This window comes from Pseudomonas sp. LBUM920 (genome assembly GCF_003852315.1).
Taxonomy (GTDB): Bacteria; Pseudomonadota; Gammaproteobacteria; order Pseudomonadales; family Pseudomonadaceae; genus Aquipseudomonas.
In genome coordinates this window covers 4,092,723-4,109,221 of the sequence record NZ_CP027762.1, presented here as the reverse complement: position 1 = coordinate 4,109,221, position 16,499 = coordinate 4,092,723, and the positions used below count along the sequence as shown (strand labels likewise).

At 61.5% G+C, this 16,499-nt stretch carries 18 protein-coding genes; 8 read left to right on the top strand and 10 right to left on the bottom strand.

Translation table 11 applies throughout. The annotated features are described in order from the left end of the window. Positions 1-106: 106 nt before the first annotated feature. From C4J83_RS19000 to C4J83_RS18990, 3 genes are all read right to left on the bottom strand, one after another. The gene (locus tag C4J83_RS19000; RefSeq protein WP_119739839.1) at positions 107-478 is read right to left on the bottom strand and encodes a DUF6124 family protein; all 372 of its coding nucleotides are present in this window, start codon (positions 476-478) and stop codon (positions 107-109) included. A gap of 370 nt (positions 479-848) precedes the next feature. After that, positions 849-1,535 carry a Type 1 glutamine amidotransferase-like domain-containing protein gene (locus C4J83_RS18995; protein WP_124417913.1) on the bottom strand — a complete coding sequence of 229 codons (687 nt, stop codon included), beginning with the start codon at positions 1,533-1,535 and terminating at the stop codon, positions 849-851. A gap of 26 nt (positions 1,536-1,561) precedes the next feature. Continuing rightward, the gene (locus C4J83_RS18990; RefSeq protein WP_119739843.1) at positions 1,562-2,104 is read right to left on the bottom strand and encodes a dihydrofolate reductase family protein; all 543 of its coding nucleotides are present in this window, start codon (positions 2,102-2,104) and stop codon (positions 1,562-1,564) included. A gap of 178 nt (positions 2,105-2,282) precedes the next feature. On the opposite strand from C4J83_RS18990, the gene C4J83_RS18985 reads away from it, so the two are divergent. Then, positions 2,283-2,741 (top strand): HIT family protein, encoded by a 459-nt coding sequence (locus C4J83_RS18985; RefSeq protein WP_106578794.1) that lies wholly within the window; start codon positions 2,283-2,285, stop codon positions 2,739-2,741. 125 nt (positions 2,742-2,866) lie between these two features. Here C4J83_RS18985 and C4J83_RS18980 read toward each other — a convergent pair whose 3' ends face one another. The 7 genes from C4J83_RS18980 to C4J83_RS18950 all read right to left on the bottom strand — a co-directional run bounded on the left by C4J83_RS18980 (position 2,867) and on the right by C4J83_RS18950 (position 10,050). Further along, a complete protein-coding gene (locus C4J83_RS18980; RefSeq protein WP_106578793.1) occupies positions 2,867-3,205 on the bottom strand; it encodes a Na+/H+ antiporter subunit G in 339 nt (112 codons plus the stop codon). Then, positions 3,202-3,480 carry a K+/H+ antiporter subunit F gene (locus C4J83_RS18975; protein WP_106578792.1) on the bottom strand — a complete coding sequence of 93 codons (279 nt, stop codon included), beginning with the start codon at positions 3,478-3,480 and terminating at the stop codon, positions 3,202-3,204. The genes C4J83_RS18980 and C4J83_RS18975 overlap by 4 nt, the downstream gene beginning before the upstream one ends. Beyond that, complete coding sequence (locus C4J83_RS18970) at positions 3,477-3,965, bottom strand: Na+/H+ antiporter subunit E (RefSeq protein WP_106578791.1); 489 nt, start codon at positions 3,963-3,965, stop codon at positions 3,477-3,479. The genes C4J83_RS18975 and C4J83_RS18970 overlap by 4 nt, the downstream gene beginning before the upstream one ends. Further along, positions 3,962-5,644, bottom strand: a complete 1,683-nt coding sequence (locus tag C4J83_RS18965; RefSeq protein ID WP_106578790.1) for a monovalent cation/H+ antiporter subunit D — start codon at positions 5,642-5,644, stop codon at positions 3,962-3,964. The genes C4J83_RS18970 and C4J83_RS18965 overlap by 4 nt, the downstream gene beginning before the upstream one ends. Beyond that, positions 5,641-5,985, bottom strand: coding sequence for a Na+/H+ antiporter subunit C (locus C4J83_RS18960; RefSeq protein WP_007986256.1), 345 nt, complete (start codon positions 5,983-5,985; stop codon positions 5,641-5,643). Before C4J83_RS18960 ends, C4J83_RS18965 begins: the two co-directional genes overlap by 4 nt. Continuing rightward, positions 5,985-8,909, bottom strand: a complete 2,925-nt coding sequence (locus tag C4J83_RS18955; RefSeq protein WP_124417912.1) for a monovalent cation/H+ antiporter subunit A — start codon at positions 8,907-8,909, stop codon at positions 5,985-5,987. The genes C4J83_RS18960 and C4J83_RS18955 overlap by 1 nt, the downstream gene beginning before the upstream one ends. A gap of 211 nt (positions 8,910-9,120) precedes the next feature. Then, positions 9,121-10,050: a DMT family transporter gene (locus C4J83_RS18950; RefSeq protein WP_119739848.1), complete on the bottom strand. Its 930-nt coding sequence runs from the start codon at positions 10,048-10,050 to the stop codon at positions 9,121-9,123. 92 nt (positions 10,051-10,142) lie between these two features. On the opposite strand from C4J83_RS18950, the gene C4J83_RS18945 reads away from it, so the two are divergent. From C4J83_RS18945 to C4J83_RS18915, 7 genes are all read left to right on the top strand, one after another. Further along, a complete protein-coding gene (locus tag C4J83_RS18945) occupies positions 10,143-10,706 on the top strand; it encodes a helix-turn-helix domain-containing protein (protein ID WP_124417911.1) in 564 nt (187 codons plus the stop codon). A 154-nt stretch (positions 10,707-10,860) separates the two neighbouring features. Continuing rightward, a complete protein-coding gene (locus C4J83_RS18940; protein ID WP_124417910.1) occupies positions 10,861-12,057 on the top strand; it encodes an SfnB family sulfur acquisition oxidoreductase in 1,197 nt (398 codons plus the stop codon). A 12-nt stretch (positions 12,058-12,069) separates the two neighbouring features. Beyond that, a complete protein-coding gene (locus tag C4J83_RS18935) occupies positions 12,070-12,396 on the top strand; it encodes an acyl-CoA dehydrogenase (protein ID WP_106578785.1) in 327 nt (108 codons plus the stop codon). Beyond that, positions 12,396-13,811 (top strand): LLM class flavin-dependent oxidoreductase, encoded by a 1,416-nt coding sequence (locus C4J83_RS18930; protein WP_119739852.1) that lies wholly within the window; start codon positions 12,396-12,398, stop codon positions 13,809-13,811. The genes C4J83_RS18935 and C4J83_RS18930 overlap by 1 nt, the downstream gene beginning before the upstream one ends. Before the next feature lie 133 nt (positions 13,812-13,944). After that, on the top strand, positions 13,945-14,847 hold the full coding sequence (locus tag C4J83_RS18925; protein ID WP_124417909.1) for an acyl-CoA synthetase family protein: 903 nt from the start codon (positions 13,945-13,947) through the stop codon (positions 14,845-14,847). Further along, on the top strand, positions 14,844-15,614 hold the full coding sequence (locus C4J83_RS18920; protein ID WP_106578781.1) for an ABC transporter ATP-binding protein: 771 nt from the start codon (positions 14,844-14,846) through the stop codon (positions 15,612-15,614). The genes C4J83_RS18925 and C4J83_RS18920 overlap by 4 nt, the downstream gene beginning before the upstream one ends. Next, positions 15,614-16,495, top strand: a complete 882-nt coding sequence (locus C4J83_RS18915; RefSeq protein WP_106578780.1) for a branched-chain amino acid ABC transporter permease — start codon at positions 15,614-15,616, stop codon at positions 16,493-16,495. The genes C4J83_RS18920 and C4J83_RS18915 overlap by 1 nt, the downstream gene beginning before the upstream one ends. The last annotated feature ends 4 nt before the right edge of the window (positions 16,496-16,499 follow it).

The window sequence follows — 16,499 nt, the reverse complement described above, 5'->3', positions numbered from 1 at the left end:
GTGTGGGAGCGGGCTTGCTCGCGATGCAGACACCTCGGTACAGCAGCTATGCCCAGGCGATGCTATCGCAGCCGTGCGGCGATCCGACAAGCCAGCTTCCACATTTTTACCGGGTCCGCTTTACACATTCTTCGTTCTCAGATTTTCTCTGAGTTGGGTTCTCGTTGAAGCTCAATGCTTTTTCCACCAGCAACTGTATCCCCTCCAGCATCCTGCAAATGCCTAGTGCCACACTGCGAGGATTGCCGTCGATCTCAAAAGCCAAATGGCTTGCCAGCGTCTGAACCGATGCAAGATCCTCCGTTGCGTTGACCAGCAGCGTCTCGACGTCTAATCCTTCGCGCACGGTAAACACACCATGGCCCTCAGATGCTGGCTCTGGTTTCTCAGAAGTATTCAGATAATGGTTAATGGCTCGATGAGCAGCCGTGTGAAACGCGGCTGAATCCAGTGGTGGGTTTGGACTGTCTTTAATCATGGCGAGGCTCCTAGAGTATTGGAGTCACCACCCATCGCTGCGAAACGATATTTGGGTGGCAGCTGTACGCAGGTTCGCAGACCGGGACTCTAGGCACCCGGCATACCCGAAGGTATCCCGCGCACAGCCGCCATAACATCAGGCATAAAAAAGCGCCCGCTATCTTGAGGTGGACGCTGTGCGTCTAGAGTTTAACCGGGCTGCGAAACCCAGTCGCTGAATTTGCAGCGACCCCCGAAGATTAGGCAGTCATCTTCCGAGCGACAACCCTAAAATGCTGTCGGAAGTTTCTGTGATAGCGGGTGCAGGCACATTGCAGGTTCGGTGGTGTCCCCAATCCAAATGTGGGAGTTCAGCTCCCACATTTGGATTACTCCGGTAGCGAAGTCACATACAGCGGTGAGGCACTGACCTTATAAGCGCAATTCTGTGCTTCGCTGCGGATCAGTCTGTGGTATTGGTCATTTTTGAAATGCAGAGCAACGCCATCATCTACCGCGTAGGCAGGCTGTATACCCTGAAGACACACTAGCTCAACAAACGATGCTTTCCTTCCTGCCTCTGAGCTGAAATGGGGGCACAGAGCGCCCGGAAGTAGACCCAGACCGTCGATGAGAGCGAACGCTCCGCCCGAGTCGGAGTGCCCATGATCAAACCAACAAATGGCCCCGGCACTGACACCACAGAGCACGGTGCCGTTTTCCCATGCCGCTTTCAGAAGCCCGGTCACGCCAAACTCGCGCCACGTAGCCAGCATGGCTCGCGTATTTCCGCCCGCCACATAAATGATGTCGGCCTGTTCAATCAGCGATGAAACTCGGTCAGTGCTGGGGAAGGGCGCAATGAAAAACGTCAGCGTGGTGACGGTGCAGCCTGCGCTTTGATACTTGACGATGAAGTTGGAAATTTTAGTTCGGTCATCGCCATTGGCTGTGGAGATATAAAGAACATTCGGACGCGCTTTGCCTGATGACGCGACGATGTGTTTGTCGATAGGCGTCATGCGTGTCAGCTCAGCGTCGGATTCTCCGCCGATAACAATGATGTTTCTATCCATCTGGACCTCCAGCCTGTCCCAGAAAATTAAGCCACCTGATACCGACTCTGAACAAACCCATTCTCCGACACATCCGTGCCGACATGGCGCAGTTCGCGCTCACTGCCAAACTGGCTGAACAAGGGAAGCCCTTGACCCAACAGCACCGGAATACGGGTAATGATCAGTTCATCGATCAGGCCTGCTTCAAGAAACGCCTGGATGGTTTGGCCACCATCGATATACAGGTGTTTCATGCCGCGGTTGGCTAACTGTTGCACGAGGGTGGTGACGTCCGCCGCCATCACCTCAACCTTGCCCTGCACATGCGCGGGTAGCTGCAACGCCTGATGCGAAAGGGCGATGACGGGCGTGCCCTCATAGGGCCACTCCGAAAAGGACAAGACTTTTTCCAGGGTTTTGCGGCCCATCACCAGCGCATCGATCGTGGCGATAAAGCTTTCGTAGGTGACGCCGTTCAACGGCGTTGTTTCGTACTCCGGCCGGTGCAGCCACTCGATGCCACCGTCTGGCCGGGCAATGAAGCCGTCGACGCTGGCGGCGATAAAGACAGAGCATTTGATGACCATGAGGGGTAAGACTCCTTGAAAAATGCAGCGGCTGTATTCAATTCACTATAAACGTAGCGTTTCTGATCTCAATTTCGTAAGAGCTTTCGGAAAATTCTCTTTTGTTTTGACGCTTGCCCAATCATGGCTTTAGATGTTCGCCACGACCAAACCCATGATGAAACTGGCGGTGATTTAAATGGAGTGTATTTTCTGCAGCATTGTCCGCAAAACGTCCCCGGCCCACCTTCTGTGGGAAGACGAACACCACATGGCGTTCCTGTCGATCTTCCCTAACACGCCGGGTTTCAGCGTGGTAATCCCCAAGCAGCACTACGGCAGTTATGCGTTTGCGCAGTCGGATGAGGTGCTCGCCGGGCTTGCCGTTGCAGCCAAGAAAACCGCGCTTCAGATCGACCGTGCGTTTCCCGATGTGGCCCGAACGGGGATGATGCTGGAAGGGTATGGGGTGGATCATTTGCATGCGAAGTTGTTTCCCATGCATGGGACGGGCTCGGACAGTACCTTCAAGCCGTTGAGCTCGAAGGTGGATAAGTTCTTCGAGGCGTATGAGGGCTATATCTCGTCCCACGATCATGTGCGGGCGGATGATGCTGAGTTGGCAGAGCTGGCGGCCAGAATCCGATCCTTCGCCTAGCGCAAAATCAATGTGGGAGCGGGCTTGCTCGCGAATGCGCAGTGTCAGTCAATACATGTGTGACTGATGTACCGCATTCGCGGGCAAGCCCGCTCCCACATGTTTTACTGTGTTCGCCTGAGAAATCAGCGGCGGCTGCTGACCTCGGCGGGCACATCGTCCCCGGCCATGCGCTTGCGGAACAGTGCAGTGCGAGCCAGCAGCAGCGTGGTCACCGGCACCGTGATCGACAGCAGAATCGGAATCAACCAGCCGTGCAGCACCGGTGCGGACTTGAGCACCGAAAAGTAGATGATCGACGCCAACGCCACACACCACGCACCCAACGTGGAGGCCAGCGCCGGCGGGTGCATGCGCTGGAAAAAGTCCTTCATGCGCAGCAGACCGATCGCGCCGATCAGTGCGAATACGCTGCTCAGCACCAGCAATACCGCCACGCAGGCTTCAACCCATAACGGCATCATTCAATCACCTCGCCACGCAGCAGGAATTTCGCCAGGGCAAACGACCCGACAAAGCCAAACAGCGCAATCAGCAGCGCCGCTTCAAAATAGGTGTCACTGGCGTAACGGATGCCGAGCACCAGCATCATCAGCATCGCCAGGATGTACAGATAGTCCAGTGCCAGAACCCGGTCCTGTGCCGACGGGCCTTTGAACAGGCGTGCCAGTGTCAGCACCATGGCCAGCGAGAACAGGAACAGGCTGATCAGGATCGCGTTGGAGAGCAGGGCGCTCATTCGAAGATCTCCATCAGGGGCCGCTCGTAGGTGGTTTTGAAGTGCTCGATAAAGGGCGCTTCATCCTCAAGGTCGAACACGTGCAACAGCAGAATGCTGCGGTCCAGCGCCAGTTCCGACCAGACCGTGCCGGGTGTGACGCTGGTGATCATCGACAGCACGGCCAGGCCGTTGGCGTCGCGCAGGTCCAGCGGGATTTTGATAAAGCGCGACCGCGGCGCACGCGAGCCGCAGATCAGCACACCCCAGGCCACTTGCAGATTAGAGATGATCACGTCGCGGCCCACCACCAGGAACAGGCGCAGGATCACCCCAGGGCGGCGGATGCGGATCGGCAACGGGCGCAGCGGCGCCATCAGCAGCGGGGCAAGAAAGCCCAGCAACGCGCCGAGCAGCAGGTTGCCGGGGCTGACGGACAGGTTCAGCACCAGCCATAACAGCCACAACGCCAGCGATAACCAGGGGGCAGGGAACAGACGGCTCATGGCTGCACCTCCAGGGCGGCGGTCTTGGCTTCAGGGCTTGGCACCGGTCGCGTCGCCAAGACGGCCATCACGTAGTGTTCCGGGTTGTTCAGGCTTTCGGCAGTGGCCTGGGTGTAGCGCATCAACGGCTCGGCCTTGAACGTTAGGAGAATGCTCAGGCCGAGCAGGAAAAAGATCGGCAGGCACTCGTAGCGGCGCAGCAACGGCGAGGGGCGTTCTTCCGGCGTCCAGAAGCGCTGGATGCCCAGGCGGGCGAAGGCGATCAGCGACGCCAGGCCCGACAGGATCAGCAAGGTCACCAAGCCCCAGGCGGCGGGGCGTATGGGTTCATCCACGGCATTTCCCAGCCCCAGCGGGTTAACCAGCGCGCTCAACAGGCTGAGCTTGCCGATGAAGCCAGACAGAGGTGGCATGCCGATAATCAGCAATGCGCAGGCGACAAAGCTCAAGCCGAGGAAGGCCATCGTCCATGGAATCACCTGGCCGACCACGGCTTTCTGTTCATCGTCGAGGTTCACGCCGGGCCGTGGATGCAACGATTCCATGGCCTTGGGCAGCGCGTCGATTTCCTCGTCCAGCGGCAGGTCATTGGCCGAGCGCGAACGCTCGATCAGTTCGGCCAGCAGGAACAGCGCGCTCAATGCCAGCGTCGAGCTGACCAGATAGAACAGCGCTCCGGCCGTCAGGCTTGGCTGAGCAAAGCCCACGGCCGACAACAGAATCCCTGCCGACACCAAAATGCTCAAGCTGGCCATGCGTTCGAGCCGCTGCGCCGCGACCATCGCCAATGCGGCGCAAATGATCGTTGCCATGCCGCCGTACACCAGCCAGTCGCCGCCGAACAGTGCCGAAGCACCGGCTTGCCCCGAAAACAGCAACGTCCACAGGCGCAGCACGGTGTACACGCCCACCTTGGTCATGATCGCAAACATCGCGGCCACCGGCGCGCTGGCCGAGGAGTAGGCGGGCGCCAGCCAGAAGTTCAGCGGCCACATGCCGGCTTTGGCCAGGAATGCTGTTGCCAGAATCGCCGCACCGGCATGCAACAGGCCGCGATCGGCCTCTGGCACCAATGGGATTTTCAGCGCCAGGTCAGCAAAGTTCAGCGTGCCGGTGACGCCATAGATCATCGCCGCGCCAATCAGGAACAGCGACGAGGCCAGCAGGTTGATCGCGATGTAATGCAGCCCCGACGACACTCGCGCACGGCCCGAGCCGTGCAGCATCAAGCCGTAGGACGCCGCCAGCAGCACTTCGAAGAACACGAACAGGTTGAACAGGTCCGCTGTCAGGAAGGCGCCGTACAGGCCCATCATCTGGATCTGGAACAGCGCGTGGAAGCTGGTACCGGCACGGTCCCAACGGGCCATGGCGAACAGCAGCGCACTCACGCCGATAATCCCGGTGAGCACCAGCATCATCGCCGACAGTTGGTCCACCACCAGCACGATGCCGAACGGTACCTGCCAGTTGCCCGGCAGGTACACGCCGATCGAGCCGGGGCCGCCTTGTTGTGTCCAGTACAGCAGCAGGACGGCGATGCCCAGGCCGACGACGCTGGAGAACAGGTTGATTTTTGCCTTCAGCGGACGGCGTTTTTCGCCGAGCATCAGCATCAGCGCGGCGGTCAGCAACGGCAGCAGGATCGGCGCGACGATCAGTTGATTGATCCACGTCATTCCTTGGGCTCCCGACCGTCTACATGGTCAGTGCCGGTCAGCCCGCGGGAGGCCAACAGCACCACCAGGAACAGCGCGGTCATGGCGAAGCTGATCACGATGGCCGTCAGTACCAGCGCCTGGGGCAGGGGATCGGTGTAGTGGAGCAAGTCTTGCGGCACGCCGTCCTTGATGATCGGCTCCTTGCCGATAAACAGGCTGCCCATGCTGAAAATGAACAGGTTGACCCCGTACGACAGCAGGCACAGGCCCATCACCACCTGGAACGTCCGTGGCCGCAGGATCAGCCAGACGCCGGAGGCCGCCAGGACCCCAATGGCAATTGCGATGACTTCTTCCATCAGGCGGCTCCTTGCGTTGCGGCAACCACTTTTTTCGCCTGGTTGCTCGGTTTGTGGGCCCGCACGGACTGGTGGCCGAGGGCGGTGAGCATCAGCAGCGTGGAACCGACGACCATGGCGTACACGCCGACGTCGAAGAACAGCGCGCTGGCGATATGGATATCGCCGAGCACGGGCACGCTGAAATGCCAGGTATGGGTGGTGAGGAACGGGTAACCGGCAAACAGTGCGCCGAGCCCGGTCAGGGTGGCCGAAAGCAGGCCAAAACCCATCCAGCGCATTGGCCGCAGGCTCATCTGCGCCTCAACCCACTGCGTACCGGCAACCATGTATTGCAGGATGAACGCTACCGACATCACCAGGCCTGCGACAAAGCCGCCGCCCGGCTGGTTATGACCGCGCATGAACAGGTAGAACGACACCACCAGCGCAATTGGCAGCAGCAGGCGCACCAGCACCGCCGGCACCATCATGAAGCCCAGCGCAGTGTCGCTGGCCTGGCGCGGGTTGACCAGGTCGGTGGCCACGTCCGGCGCCAACTGGCGCTGTTGCGCGGGCAGTTGCATGCTTTCTTTGGACGGGCGGAAGCGCCGCAGCAGGGCATACACCGTCAGCGCCACGGCGCCGAGTACGGTAATTTCGCCGAAGGTGTCGAAGCCACGGAAGTCGACCAGCATCACGTTCACGACGTTGCTGCCGCCGCCTTCGGGCAGGGCGCGGCTGAGGTAGAACGAGGAGATGTCGTTAGGGGTCTGGCGGGTCAGCATCGCGTAGGACAGCAGCGCCATGCCGCCGCCCACCACGGTGGACAGCAGGAAGTCACGCAGGCGGCGAATGCGCGCCTTGCGCAACGAGCTGGGCAGTGGCGACACTTCTTCGATCCGCCGTGGCAGCCAGCGCAGGCCCAGTAGGATAAGCACGGTGGTCACCACTTCGACGACCAACTGCGTCAACGCCAGGTCCGGCGCCGAGAACCATACGAAGGTGATGCAGGTCATCAAGCCGCACACGCTGACCATGGTCAGGGCCGCCAGCCGGTGATACTTGGCTTGCCAGGCGGCGCCGAGGGCGCAGGCAATCGCCAGCAGCCACAGGGTCACAAACACAATGGAGCCCGGGATTTTCGGCCGGTCGCCCCAACTGAGGCCGCTGTTGAGCATCGGGATCAAACCTGCAATCACCGCTGCCATCACCAGCAGGAACAGCTGGGTCTGCAGGCGTTTGGTGCTGATGCGTTTTTCGATCCGGCGCACGCCGCGCATCATCACCACCAGGCTGCGTTCGAACATGCGCTTGCCGTTGAAGTAGCTGATGACCGGCGGGTACTTGAAGCGGCCCCGCTTGAGCTGTTTGCGCAGCAGCAGGTAGAGCACCACGCCGCCGGACATCGCCACCAGGCTCATGATCATCGGCGCGTTCCAGCCGTGCCAGATCGCCAGGCTGTACTCGGGCAGTACGCCACCGACCACCGGCAGTGCGGCAGCGGCGAGGATCGAGCCGACCACCTGGGCCGGGAAGATGCCCACCAGCAGACAGGTGAACACCAGCAGTTCTACCGGCGCGCGCATCCAGCGCGGCGGTTCGTGGGGCGTGTGCGGCAGGTCGGTTGCGGGCGGGCCGAAGAACACATCGACGGTAAAGCGCAGCGCATAGGCGACGCTGAAGGTGCCGGCGATGGTTGCAATCATCGGCAGGGCAATTTCCACCCAGGCGGTCGCCGAGATAAATACCGTTTCAGCGAAGAACATCTCTTTGGACAGGAAGCCATTGAGCAACGGCACCCCGGCCATCGACGCGCTGGCTACCATCGCCAGGGTCGCGGTAAACGGGATCAGGCGCACCAGACCGCTGAGCTTGCGAATATCGCGGGTGCCGCTTTCGTGGTCAATGATGCCCGCGGCCATGAACAGCGAGGCCTTGAACGTGGCGTGGTTGAGGATATGGAACACCGCAGCGACGGCGGCCAGCGGGCTGTTGAGGCCCAGCAGCAGGGTGATCAGCCCGAGGTGGCTGATGGTGGAGTAGGCCAGTAGGCCCTTGAGATCGTTTTGAAACATGGCGCAGTAAGCGCCGAGGAGGAGGGTGATGGCGCCGGCACCGCCGACGATCCAGAACCATTCTTCGCTGCCGGACAGCGACGGCCACAGGCGGGCCAGCAGGAACACGCCGGCCTTCACCATCGTCGCCGAGTGCAGGTAGGCCGAAACCGGCGTCGGTGCCGCCATCGCGTGGGGCAGCCAGAAGTGGAAAGGGAACTGTGCACTTTTGCTCAGGGCGCCGATCAGCACCAAGGCGAGCATGACCGGGTACAGCGAGTGCGCGCGAATCTGATCGCCCGCCGCCAGCACCTGGTCCAGGTCATAGCTGCCGACGATATGCCCCAGCAGCATCACGCCGGCCAACAGGCACAGGCCGCCCGCGCCGGTGACCATCAGCGCCATATAGGCACCGCGCCTGGCATCGGCGCGGTGGTGCCAATAGCCGATCAGCAGGAACGAGAACAGGCTGGTCAGTTCCCAGAAGAACACGATCTGGATCAGGTTGCCGGAAATCACCAGCCCGAGCATGGCGCCCATGAAGGCCAGGAAAAACGCGAAGAAACGCGGCACCGGGTCGTCCGGCGACATGTAGTAGCGCGCATACAGCGACACCAGCGAGCCGATGCCCAGCACCAGCATCGAGAACAGCCAGGCGAACCCATCCATGCGCAGCACGAAGTTCAACCCAAGGCTGGGCAACCACATGAATTCTTCGCGGATCACGCCACCGTGGGCGATCTGAGGGTAGAGCAGGGCGACTTGAATGGTGCCGACCAGGGCCACGAGGCCAGCCAGCAGGGATTCGGTGTTACGTGCATTGTGCGGCAGCAAGGCCGCCAGACAGCTGCCAATAAAAGGCAGAAGCAGTAGAACTATCAGGGACATAGGCTTCTAATCTGCGGGAGTTTGGGATGCATCATACGTGCCGCTTTCTCGATCACCAAACGCCAAGATGTGGCAGGATCCTACAAGGTAGGCTGAAAACACCCGTTTAGCATTGTTTCGGCTGGCTCCGTTGCAGCCGTCACCACGGCCCCCTGTGGGCGCCGGGCTCGCACGCGATGGCGATCTGACAGCCAGTGCAAGCGATCAGACCCTAGCCCTGCTGTTCCTGTTCCCTTTCATCCTGCAGGTCGATGGCCTTCTGCCCTTTAGTCTTCAGCTCACTCACAATCACTGCCGCCACAATCAACGCCGCCCCCACCATCGCGATCGGCGGGAAGCGCTCACCGGCCATTCGCCCGATCACGCCGGCCCACACCGGTTCACCGGCGTAGATCAAGGTGGCGCGTGTCGGCGAGACACTCTGCTGCGCCCAGTTCATCGCGACCTGGATCACCGCGCTGGTCAAGCCAAGGCCTACGGCACTGAATACCAGTAACCAGGAAAACCCTGGCAAGGGTTCCCCCATCGGTACCACCATCAGAAACGACAATAACGACGCCGTGGCCAGTTGCACCACGGTCACCCGGCGTACATCCACCTGCCCGGCAAACGCGCTGATCAGAATAATTTCGGCGGCCACCGCCACTGCACAGATCAGCGTGGCGATTTCGCCGGGGCTGAAGTTCAGCGACGCGCCTGCCGGGCCGGTGAGCAACATCAAGCCGGTAAATGCCAGCATGATGCCGATGGCCGGCATCAGCCCTGGGCGGCGACCCAGCACCAACCACTGCAGCAGCGGCACGAACGGCACATACAGCGCCGTGATGAACGCCGACTGACTGCTCGGAATAGTCTGCAGCCCGATGGTCTGCATGCCGTAGCCGAACATGATCGAAGTGCCGATGAAGGCGCCGGCTTTCAACTCGAACAAGGTCAGGCCGCGCAGGGTGCGCAACGAAAAGAACCCCACCACGATGGCCGCTGCGGCAAACCGCAGACCCACGAAAAACATCGGCCCGCTGACCGTCATCGCATGTTGCACGAGCAAAAAGGTGCCGCCCCAGATCATGGTGATCACCACGAGAATGCATTCGGCTTTGCTGAAACGGTTGAAGCGTGAGGAGGGGTTCGGGGCGGTCATGGCGGCTCGGTCTTGCAAGGGAAAGGCACGGACCGCACAATGCGCCGCACGCTGGGCAGTATACTGCGCACACCTACCTATTGAGCAATATAGTGCACAAAGAAAATCCACATCGGGCGTCGGTCCTGCAACACGTCAGCCAGAACGTCCGTCGTCTGCGGCATGCTGCCGACATGAGCCAGACCGCGCTATCGGAAAAGTCCGGCGTCAGCCGGCGCATGCTGGTGGCCATCGAGGCGGGCGAGAAGAATGTCAGCCTGTCCACCCTGGACCGCGTCGCCGAAGCCCTGGATGTGGCCTTCAGCGACTTGATCCAGGCGCCGGATGCCAGCGATCACAGCCGCATCAACGAGCTGGCGTGGGCCGGCGACATTCCCGGCAGTAAAGCCGTATTGCTGGCCAAGGCCACTGCTCGGCGCGAGGTGGAGTTGTGGGAGATGCGCCTGGAACCGGGCGACCGTTACAGCCCGGAACCCGACCCGGAAGGCTGGAGCGTGCAGCTGTTTGTGTTCGAAGGCCGCCTGACCCTGATCCTCGATGACGAAGAAAAACACGTGGCCACCGGTGAGTTCTTCATGTTCGCCAGCCGCCAGGCCCACGGCTATCGCAATGATGGTGAGGTGGCGGTGCGCTTTGTGCGCAACGTGGTGATCTAACTGTCTGCCTGGCAACAGTGGATGGACACTTTGCTCGCCTGCACACGCAGGCCTTTCAAGATTTTAGCCGCAACACCCTGATTTTATTGGCGATTACATTCAGGCACGACTCCTGCAATCACCCAGGTCATCTCACCGGAGCCTGGAGTCGGCCATGTCAGCCCACCCTCAACAACCTGCCCATATCATCCGCTCGGACGCCGAAGCCATCGAGGTCGCCACGCGCCTGGCCGCACGCTTTGCCGTCGACGCCAGCGCGCGCGACCGCGAGCGGCGCTTGCCTGTGGCCGAACTTGACGAGTTTTCTGCCAGCGGTTTGTGGGGCATCACCATTCCTGAAGCCTATGGCGGCGCCGAGGTGTCTTATGTGACGGTGGCCGAGGTGATCAAGTTGATCTCCGCCGCCGACCCATCGCTGGGGCAAATCCCGCAGAACCATTTGGGCGTGGTGGACATTCTGCTGCAAACCGCCACAGAGGAACAAAAGCGCCACTACTTCGGCAAGGTCCTGGCGGGCTATCGGTTCGGCAATGCCTTCTCCGAAGCCAAAAGCAAAAACGCCGGCACGTTTGATACCCAGATTCGTTTTGAGCACGACACCGCACACATCAACGGCGAGAAGTTCTACTGCACCGGCGCGCTGTTCGCGCATATCGTGCCCACCGTCGGCAACAATGAAAACGGCCAGGCCTTTATCGCGTTCGTTGAGCGCGATGCGCCGGGCCTCACGGTCATTGACAGCTGGGACGGCTTTGGCCAGCGCACCACCGCCAGCGGCGCGGTGACACTCGACGGTGTGACCGTGCCGCGCACCGCAGTGATCCCGGCTCACCTGGCCTTTGACCAACCCACCGCCAATGGCCCGATCTCGCAGATCATCCAGGCCGCCGTCGACACCGGCATCGCGCTTGGCGCGCTTGAACACGCCAAAATCCACGCCCGCCAGGCACGCCCCTGGATTGACAGCCAACAAGAGCATGGTTGGCAAGACCCCTTCACCATCGCCGCCATCGGTGACCTGCAATGGCGCGTGCACGGCACCGAAGCCATTCTCGCCAAAGCCGGCAAAGCGGTCGACCTGGCCCTGGCCGAGCCGAACGAAGACACCGTGGCCCACGCCTCGCTGGTCGTCGCCCAGGCCAAAGTGCTGTCGGCCGAAACCGCCTTGCTCGCCAGCAGCAAACTCTTCGAGCTCGCCGGCACTCGTTCGGTGACCGCCAGGCACAACCTCGACCGCTTCTGGCGCAATGCGCGCACCCACACCCTGCACGACCCGGCCCGCTGGAAATATCACCTGATCGGCAACTTCGTGCTCAACGGCGTGAAGCCCGCCCGCCACGCCTGGAACTGAGGAACCTGACCCATGACCGCACTGAATTACGCGCGCCAATTGCTGGAAAGCACCCGCCGTACGGTTGAGCGAAGCGATGACCCCTACGTGATCAGCCGCTTCGGCGATTGGCAGATCCGCGTCGATGTGGCCGCCGCCTTGCTTGAGCGCGCCGCCACCGACCCAAGCCCGGTGGCCCTCACCGAAGCGCAGATCGCCGCCGCTGAAGCGCTGATTTTCGCCAGCAATGCCGAGTTCGAACTCACCGGCCAGCGCACCGCGCTGCCGCCCAGCCTTGATGATCCGTTACGCACGAAATACCAGATCGTCGGCAACTACCACCTCAACGGAGCGCTTTGATGTCCCGTGAAATCCGCTTGAATGCCTTCGACATGAACTGCGTCGGCCACCAGTCGCCCGGCCTGTGGGCGCACCCGCGTGACCGTTCGTGGCAGTACAAAGACCTGGAATACTGGACCGACCTGGCCAAAATCCTCGAGCGCGGCAAATTCGACGGGCTGTTTATCGCCGACGTGCTGGGTATTTACGACGTGTACAACGGCAACGGTGATGCGGCGATTCGCCAGGCGGCGCAGGTGCCCGTCAATGACCCGCTGTCGTTGATCGCGCCGATGGCACTGGTCACCGAGCATCTGGGTTTCGGCCTGACCGCCTCGTTGTCGTTCGAGCACCCGTACCCGTTTGCCCGAAGGCTATCCACCCTCGATCACCTGACCAAGGGCCGCGTGGGCTGGAACATCGTCACCTCGTACCTGGAAAGCGGCGCCAAGAACCTTGGCCAGAAAGCCCAGACCGAACACGACGCGCGCTATGACTACGCCGAGGAATACCTGGAGGTTTGCTACAAGCTCTGGGAAGGCAGCTGGGAAGAGGGCGCGGTCCTGCGTGATCGCGAGCGCCGGATTTTCAGCGACCCGAGCAAAATCCACGAAATCCGCCACGTCGGCAAACACTTCCAGGTGCCCGGTATTCATCTGTGCGAGCCGTCGCCGCAGCGCACGCCGGTGCTGTACCAGGCCGGTGCGTCCAGCCGTGGCAAGCAGTTCGCCGCCGAGCAGGCCGAGTGTGTGTTTGTCGCGGCGCCGTCCAAGGTGTTGCTGAAAAAGACCGTGGCCGATATCCGCCGCCGCGCCGCAGAAGCCGGGCGCGACCCGAAGAAAATCCTGATATTCAACTTGCAGACGGTGATCGTCGGCGAGACCGACGCCAAGGCCAAGGCCAAGTTTGACGAGTACAAATCCTACGTCAGCTACGAAGGCGCAATGGCATTGATTTCTGGCTGGACCGGTATCGACTTCAGCCAGTTCAAACCCGATGAACCGCTCAAGCACGTGCACACCAACGCTATCCAGTCGGCGGTGGAGGCCTTCTCCACCGCAGATCCGAACAAAGTCTGGACGCCCAACGAACTGGCCGACTGGGTTGGCATCGGCGGCTTTGGCCCGTTGTTTGTCGGTGGCCCTGAAACCGTGGCCGACCTGCTGCAGGAATGGGTCGAGGAGACTGACGTGGACGGTTTCAATCTGGCCTATGCGCTGACCCACGAAACCTTTATCGACGCTGTGGACCTGTTGGTGCCGGAGCTGCAAAAGCGCGGCGTGTACAAGACCGAATACGCCCAGGGCACCTTGCGCGAGAAGCTGTTCGGCGACGGCGCGCGGCTGGGGGCGAATCATCCGGGCGCCGCTTACCGCGACTTATCGGGCTCATACAAAACCAAGGTGGGAGCGGGCTTGCTCGCGAATGCGGACTGACATTCAACATACATGTTGACTGAACCAGCGCTTTTCGCGAGCAAGCCCGCTCCCACATGTGACCTCGATTGTTGGATCAATCCCAGCCAGCGGACCACCGCACGCACACCCCTTTAATAGGAGCATCACCCCTATGAGCGTGCACGAACTCAAACGTCCGCTGGCCCTGGAATGGCCCGCCGAACTGCTCGGCAACCTGTGCGAGCCTTTGGAACACCTGCACCACTGGGCGCAAATCACGCCGTTGCAGACAGCCCTGCGCCACAAGCGCCAGGGCCAGTGGTATGCCTGGCGGTGGATTGACGCCTTGCGCGATGTCGAGCGCCTGGCCGATGGGTTGCGCCAGCAAGGCTTTGGCGAGCAGTCGCGGCTGGCGCTCAGCGGCGCGTTCGAGCCGAACCTGCTGTTGTTGGCGTTGGCTGCGCAATCGGTCGGCGGGCAGGTGGTGACCCTGGCCGATGACCTCGAGCCCGAAGTCCTGTACCAACAGCTGTGGCGTATTCGCCCGACCCATTCGTATGTGCAGGACCGCCGGCAAGTGCGGCACTGGGCGTCTGCCAACCGACTGGATTTCGCCCAGTTGCTCGGCCCGCTGGACCCGGCGCAGCACTTGCAGCGCTGGTGGCAACCCACCGGCGAAAGCGCGTTGTGGAGCGAGGAGGGCACTCACTGGCAGGGCGGGTTGGCCGTGGTGCTGGAGCAGTGGCTCAACAGCGGCCATGGCCTGGCGTTTCCGGAAAACCTCGCCTCGGCCCGCCGCGATCGCAGTGAAGTCGCGCCGACCGGCCTGCTGTTATCACCTGAGCGTTTGCGCCACCTGGCCGACGACATCGAAAGCCGCCTGGCGCCCCACGGTACCTGGCGCCGACGCCTGTGCGACTGGGCCATCGCCCACCCGCAAAGTGGCCTGCGCCGGTTGCTGAAAAACCGTGTGCGCAGGCTGCTGGGCTTTCAGCGTCTGTCCTACATCTGGCAACCGCTCAAATCCAAGGCCGAGCCGACATGGCTGGCCGAATTCAAACGGGACATCGCATGAGCCAGGCCATTCTCCAGGTGCGCGACATTTCGTTGTCATTCAAGGGCGTCAAGGCGATCAATGCCTTGTCGTTTGACGTGCAGCGCGGCGAGATTTGCGCGCTGATCGGGCCAAATGGCGCCGGCAAGAGTTCGTTGCTCAATGTGCTTAACGGTGTGTACCGCTTTGACGCCGGCGAGATCGTCTTCGAGCAACAACACTTCCACCGCATCGACCCATTGGGCGCGGCGCGTCGAGGCATTGGCCGTACCTTCCAGAACAACGCGCTGTTCAAAAAGATGAGCGTGCTCGACAACATCCTCACCGGCCTGTCGCGGCATATGCGCAGCACCTTTATCGAACAGGCCTTGGGCTTGCCGCGCGCCCGGCGTGAGGCCGAGGCCTTTCGCCTGCGTGCCCAGGGCATCCTTGAATTCCTTGAGTTGCAAGCCCACCGCGATGTGCTGGTGGGCAACCTGTCCTACGGCCTGCAAAAACGCGTGGAGTTGGGCCGCGCGTTAATCGCAGGCCCGAGCCTGTTGCTGCTCGACGAACCCATGGCCGGGATGAACGCCGAAGAAAAACAGGAAATGGCGCGCTTCGTCGCCGACGTGAACCGCGACCTGGGCACCACCGTGGTGTTGATCGAGCACGACATGGGCGTGGTCATGGGCCTGTCCGACCATGTGGTGGTGCTCGACTACGGGCGCAAGGTCGGCGACGGCACGCCCGCCGAGGTACAGGCCAACCCCGAGGTGATCAGCGCCTACCTGGGAGTCGCACACTGATGACGTTCTTTTTCGAAACCCTGCTCGGCGGCTTGCTCGCCGGCACCCTGTACTCGCTGGTCGCCATCGGCTTCGTGCTGATCTACAAGGCCAGCGGCGTATTCAACTTCGCCCAAGGCTCGATGCTGCTGTTTGCCGCGCTGACCTTTGTCAGCCTGCATGACCAGGGCGTGCCGTTTGCCCTGGCCGTGTTGCTGACGGTGATCGTGATGATCGTCGGCGCCTTGCTGATCGAGCGACTGGTGTTGCGCCCGTTGGTGAACCGTTCGCAGATCACCCTGTTCATGGCCACGTTGGGCCTGTCGTTCATTATCGAAGGCCTGGCCCAGGGCTTGATGGGTTCGCAGGTGCGCGCGCTGGATTTGGGCATCGACGACGTGCCGCTGTTTGTCGGGCCACTGATGCTCAGTCAGTTCGACCTTATCGCCGCCGCGGCCGCCGTGGTGCTGGTGACGGTACTGGCGCTGCTGTTCAACACGACCCGCATCGGCGTGTCGTTGCGCGCGGTGGCGGATGACACCACGGCGGCGCTGTCCATCGGCATCAACCTCAACCGCATCTGGCAGATCGTCTGGGCCGTGGCCGGCGTGGTCGGGCTGGTGGCGGGGCTGTTGTGGGGCGCGCGCCAGGGTGTGCAGTTTTCGTTATCGCTGGTGGTGCTCAAGGCCTTGCCGGTATTGATCATCGGCGGCTTCACCTCGATTGGCGGGGCGATTGTCGGCGGGCTGATTGTCGGCGCAGCGGAAAACCTGGCCGAGGTGTACATCGGCCCACTGATCGGCGGCGGTATCACGCCGTGGTTCGCCTACGTACTGGCCCTGGCCTTCCTGTATATCCGCCCCGCCGGCCTGTTCGGCGAGCGCGCCATCGAGCGAGTCTGAACCC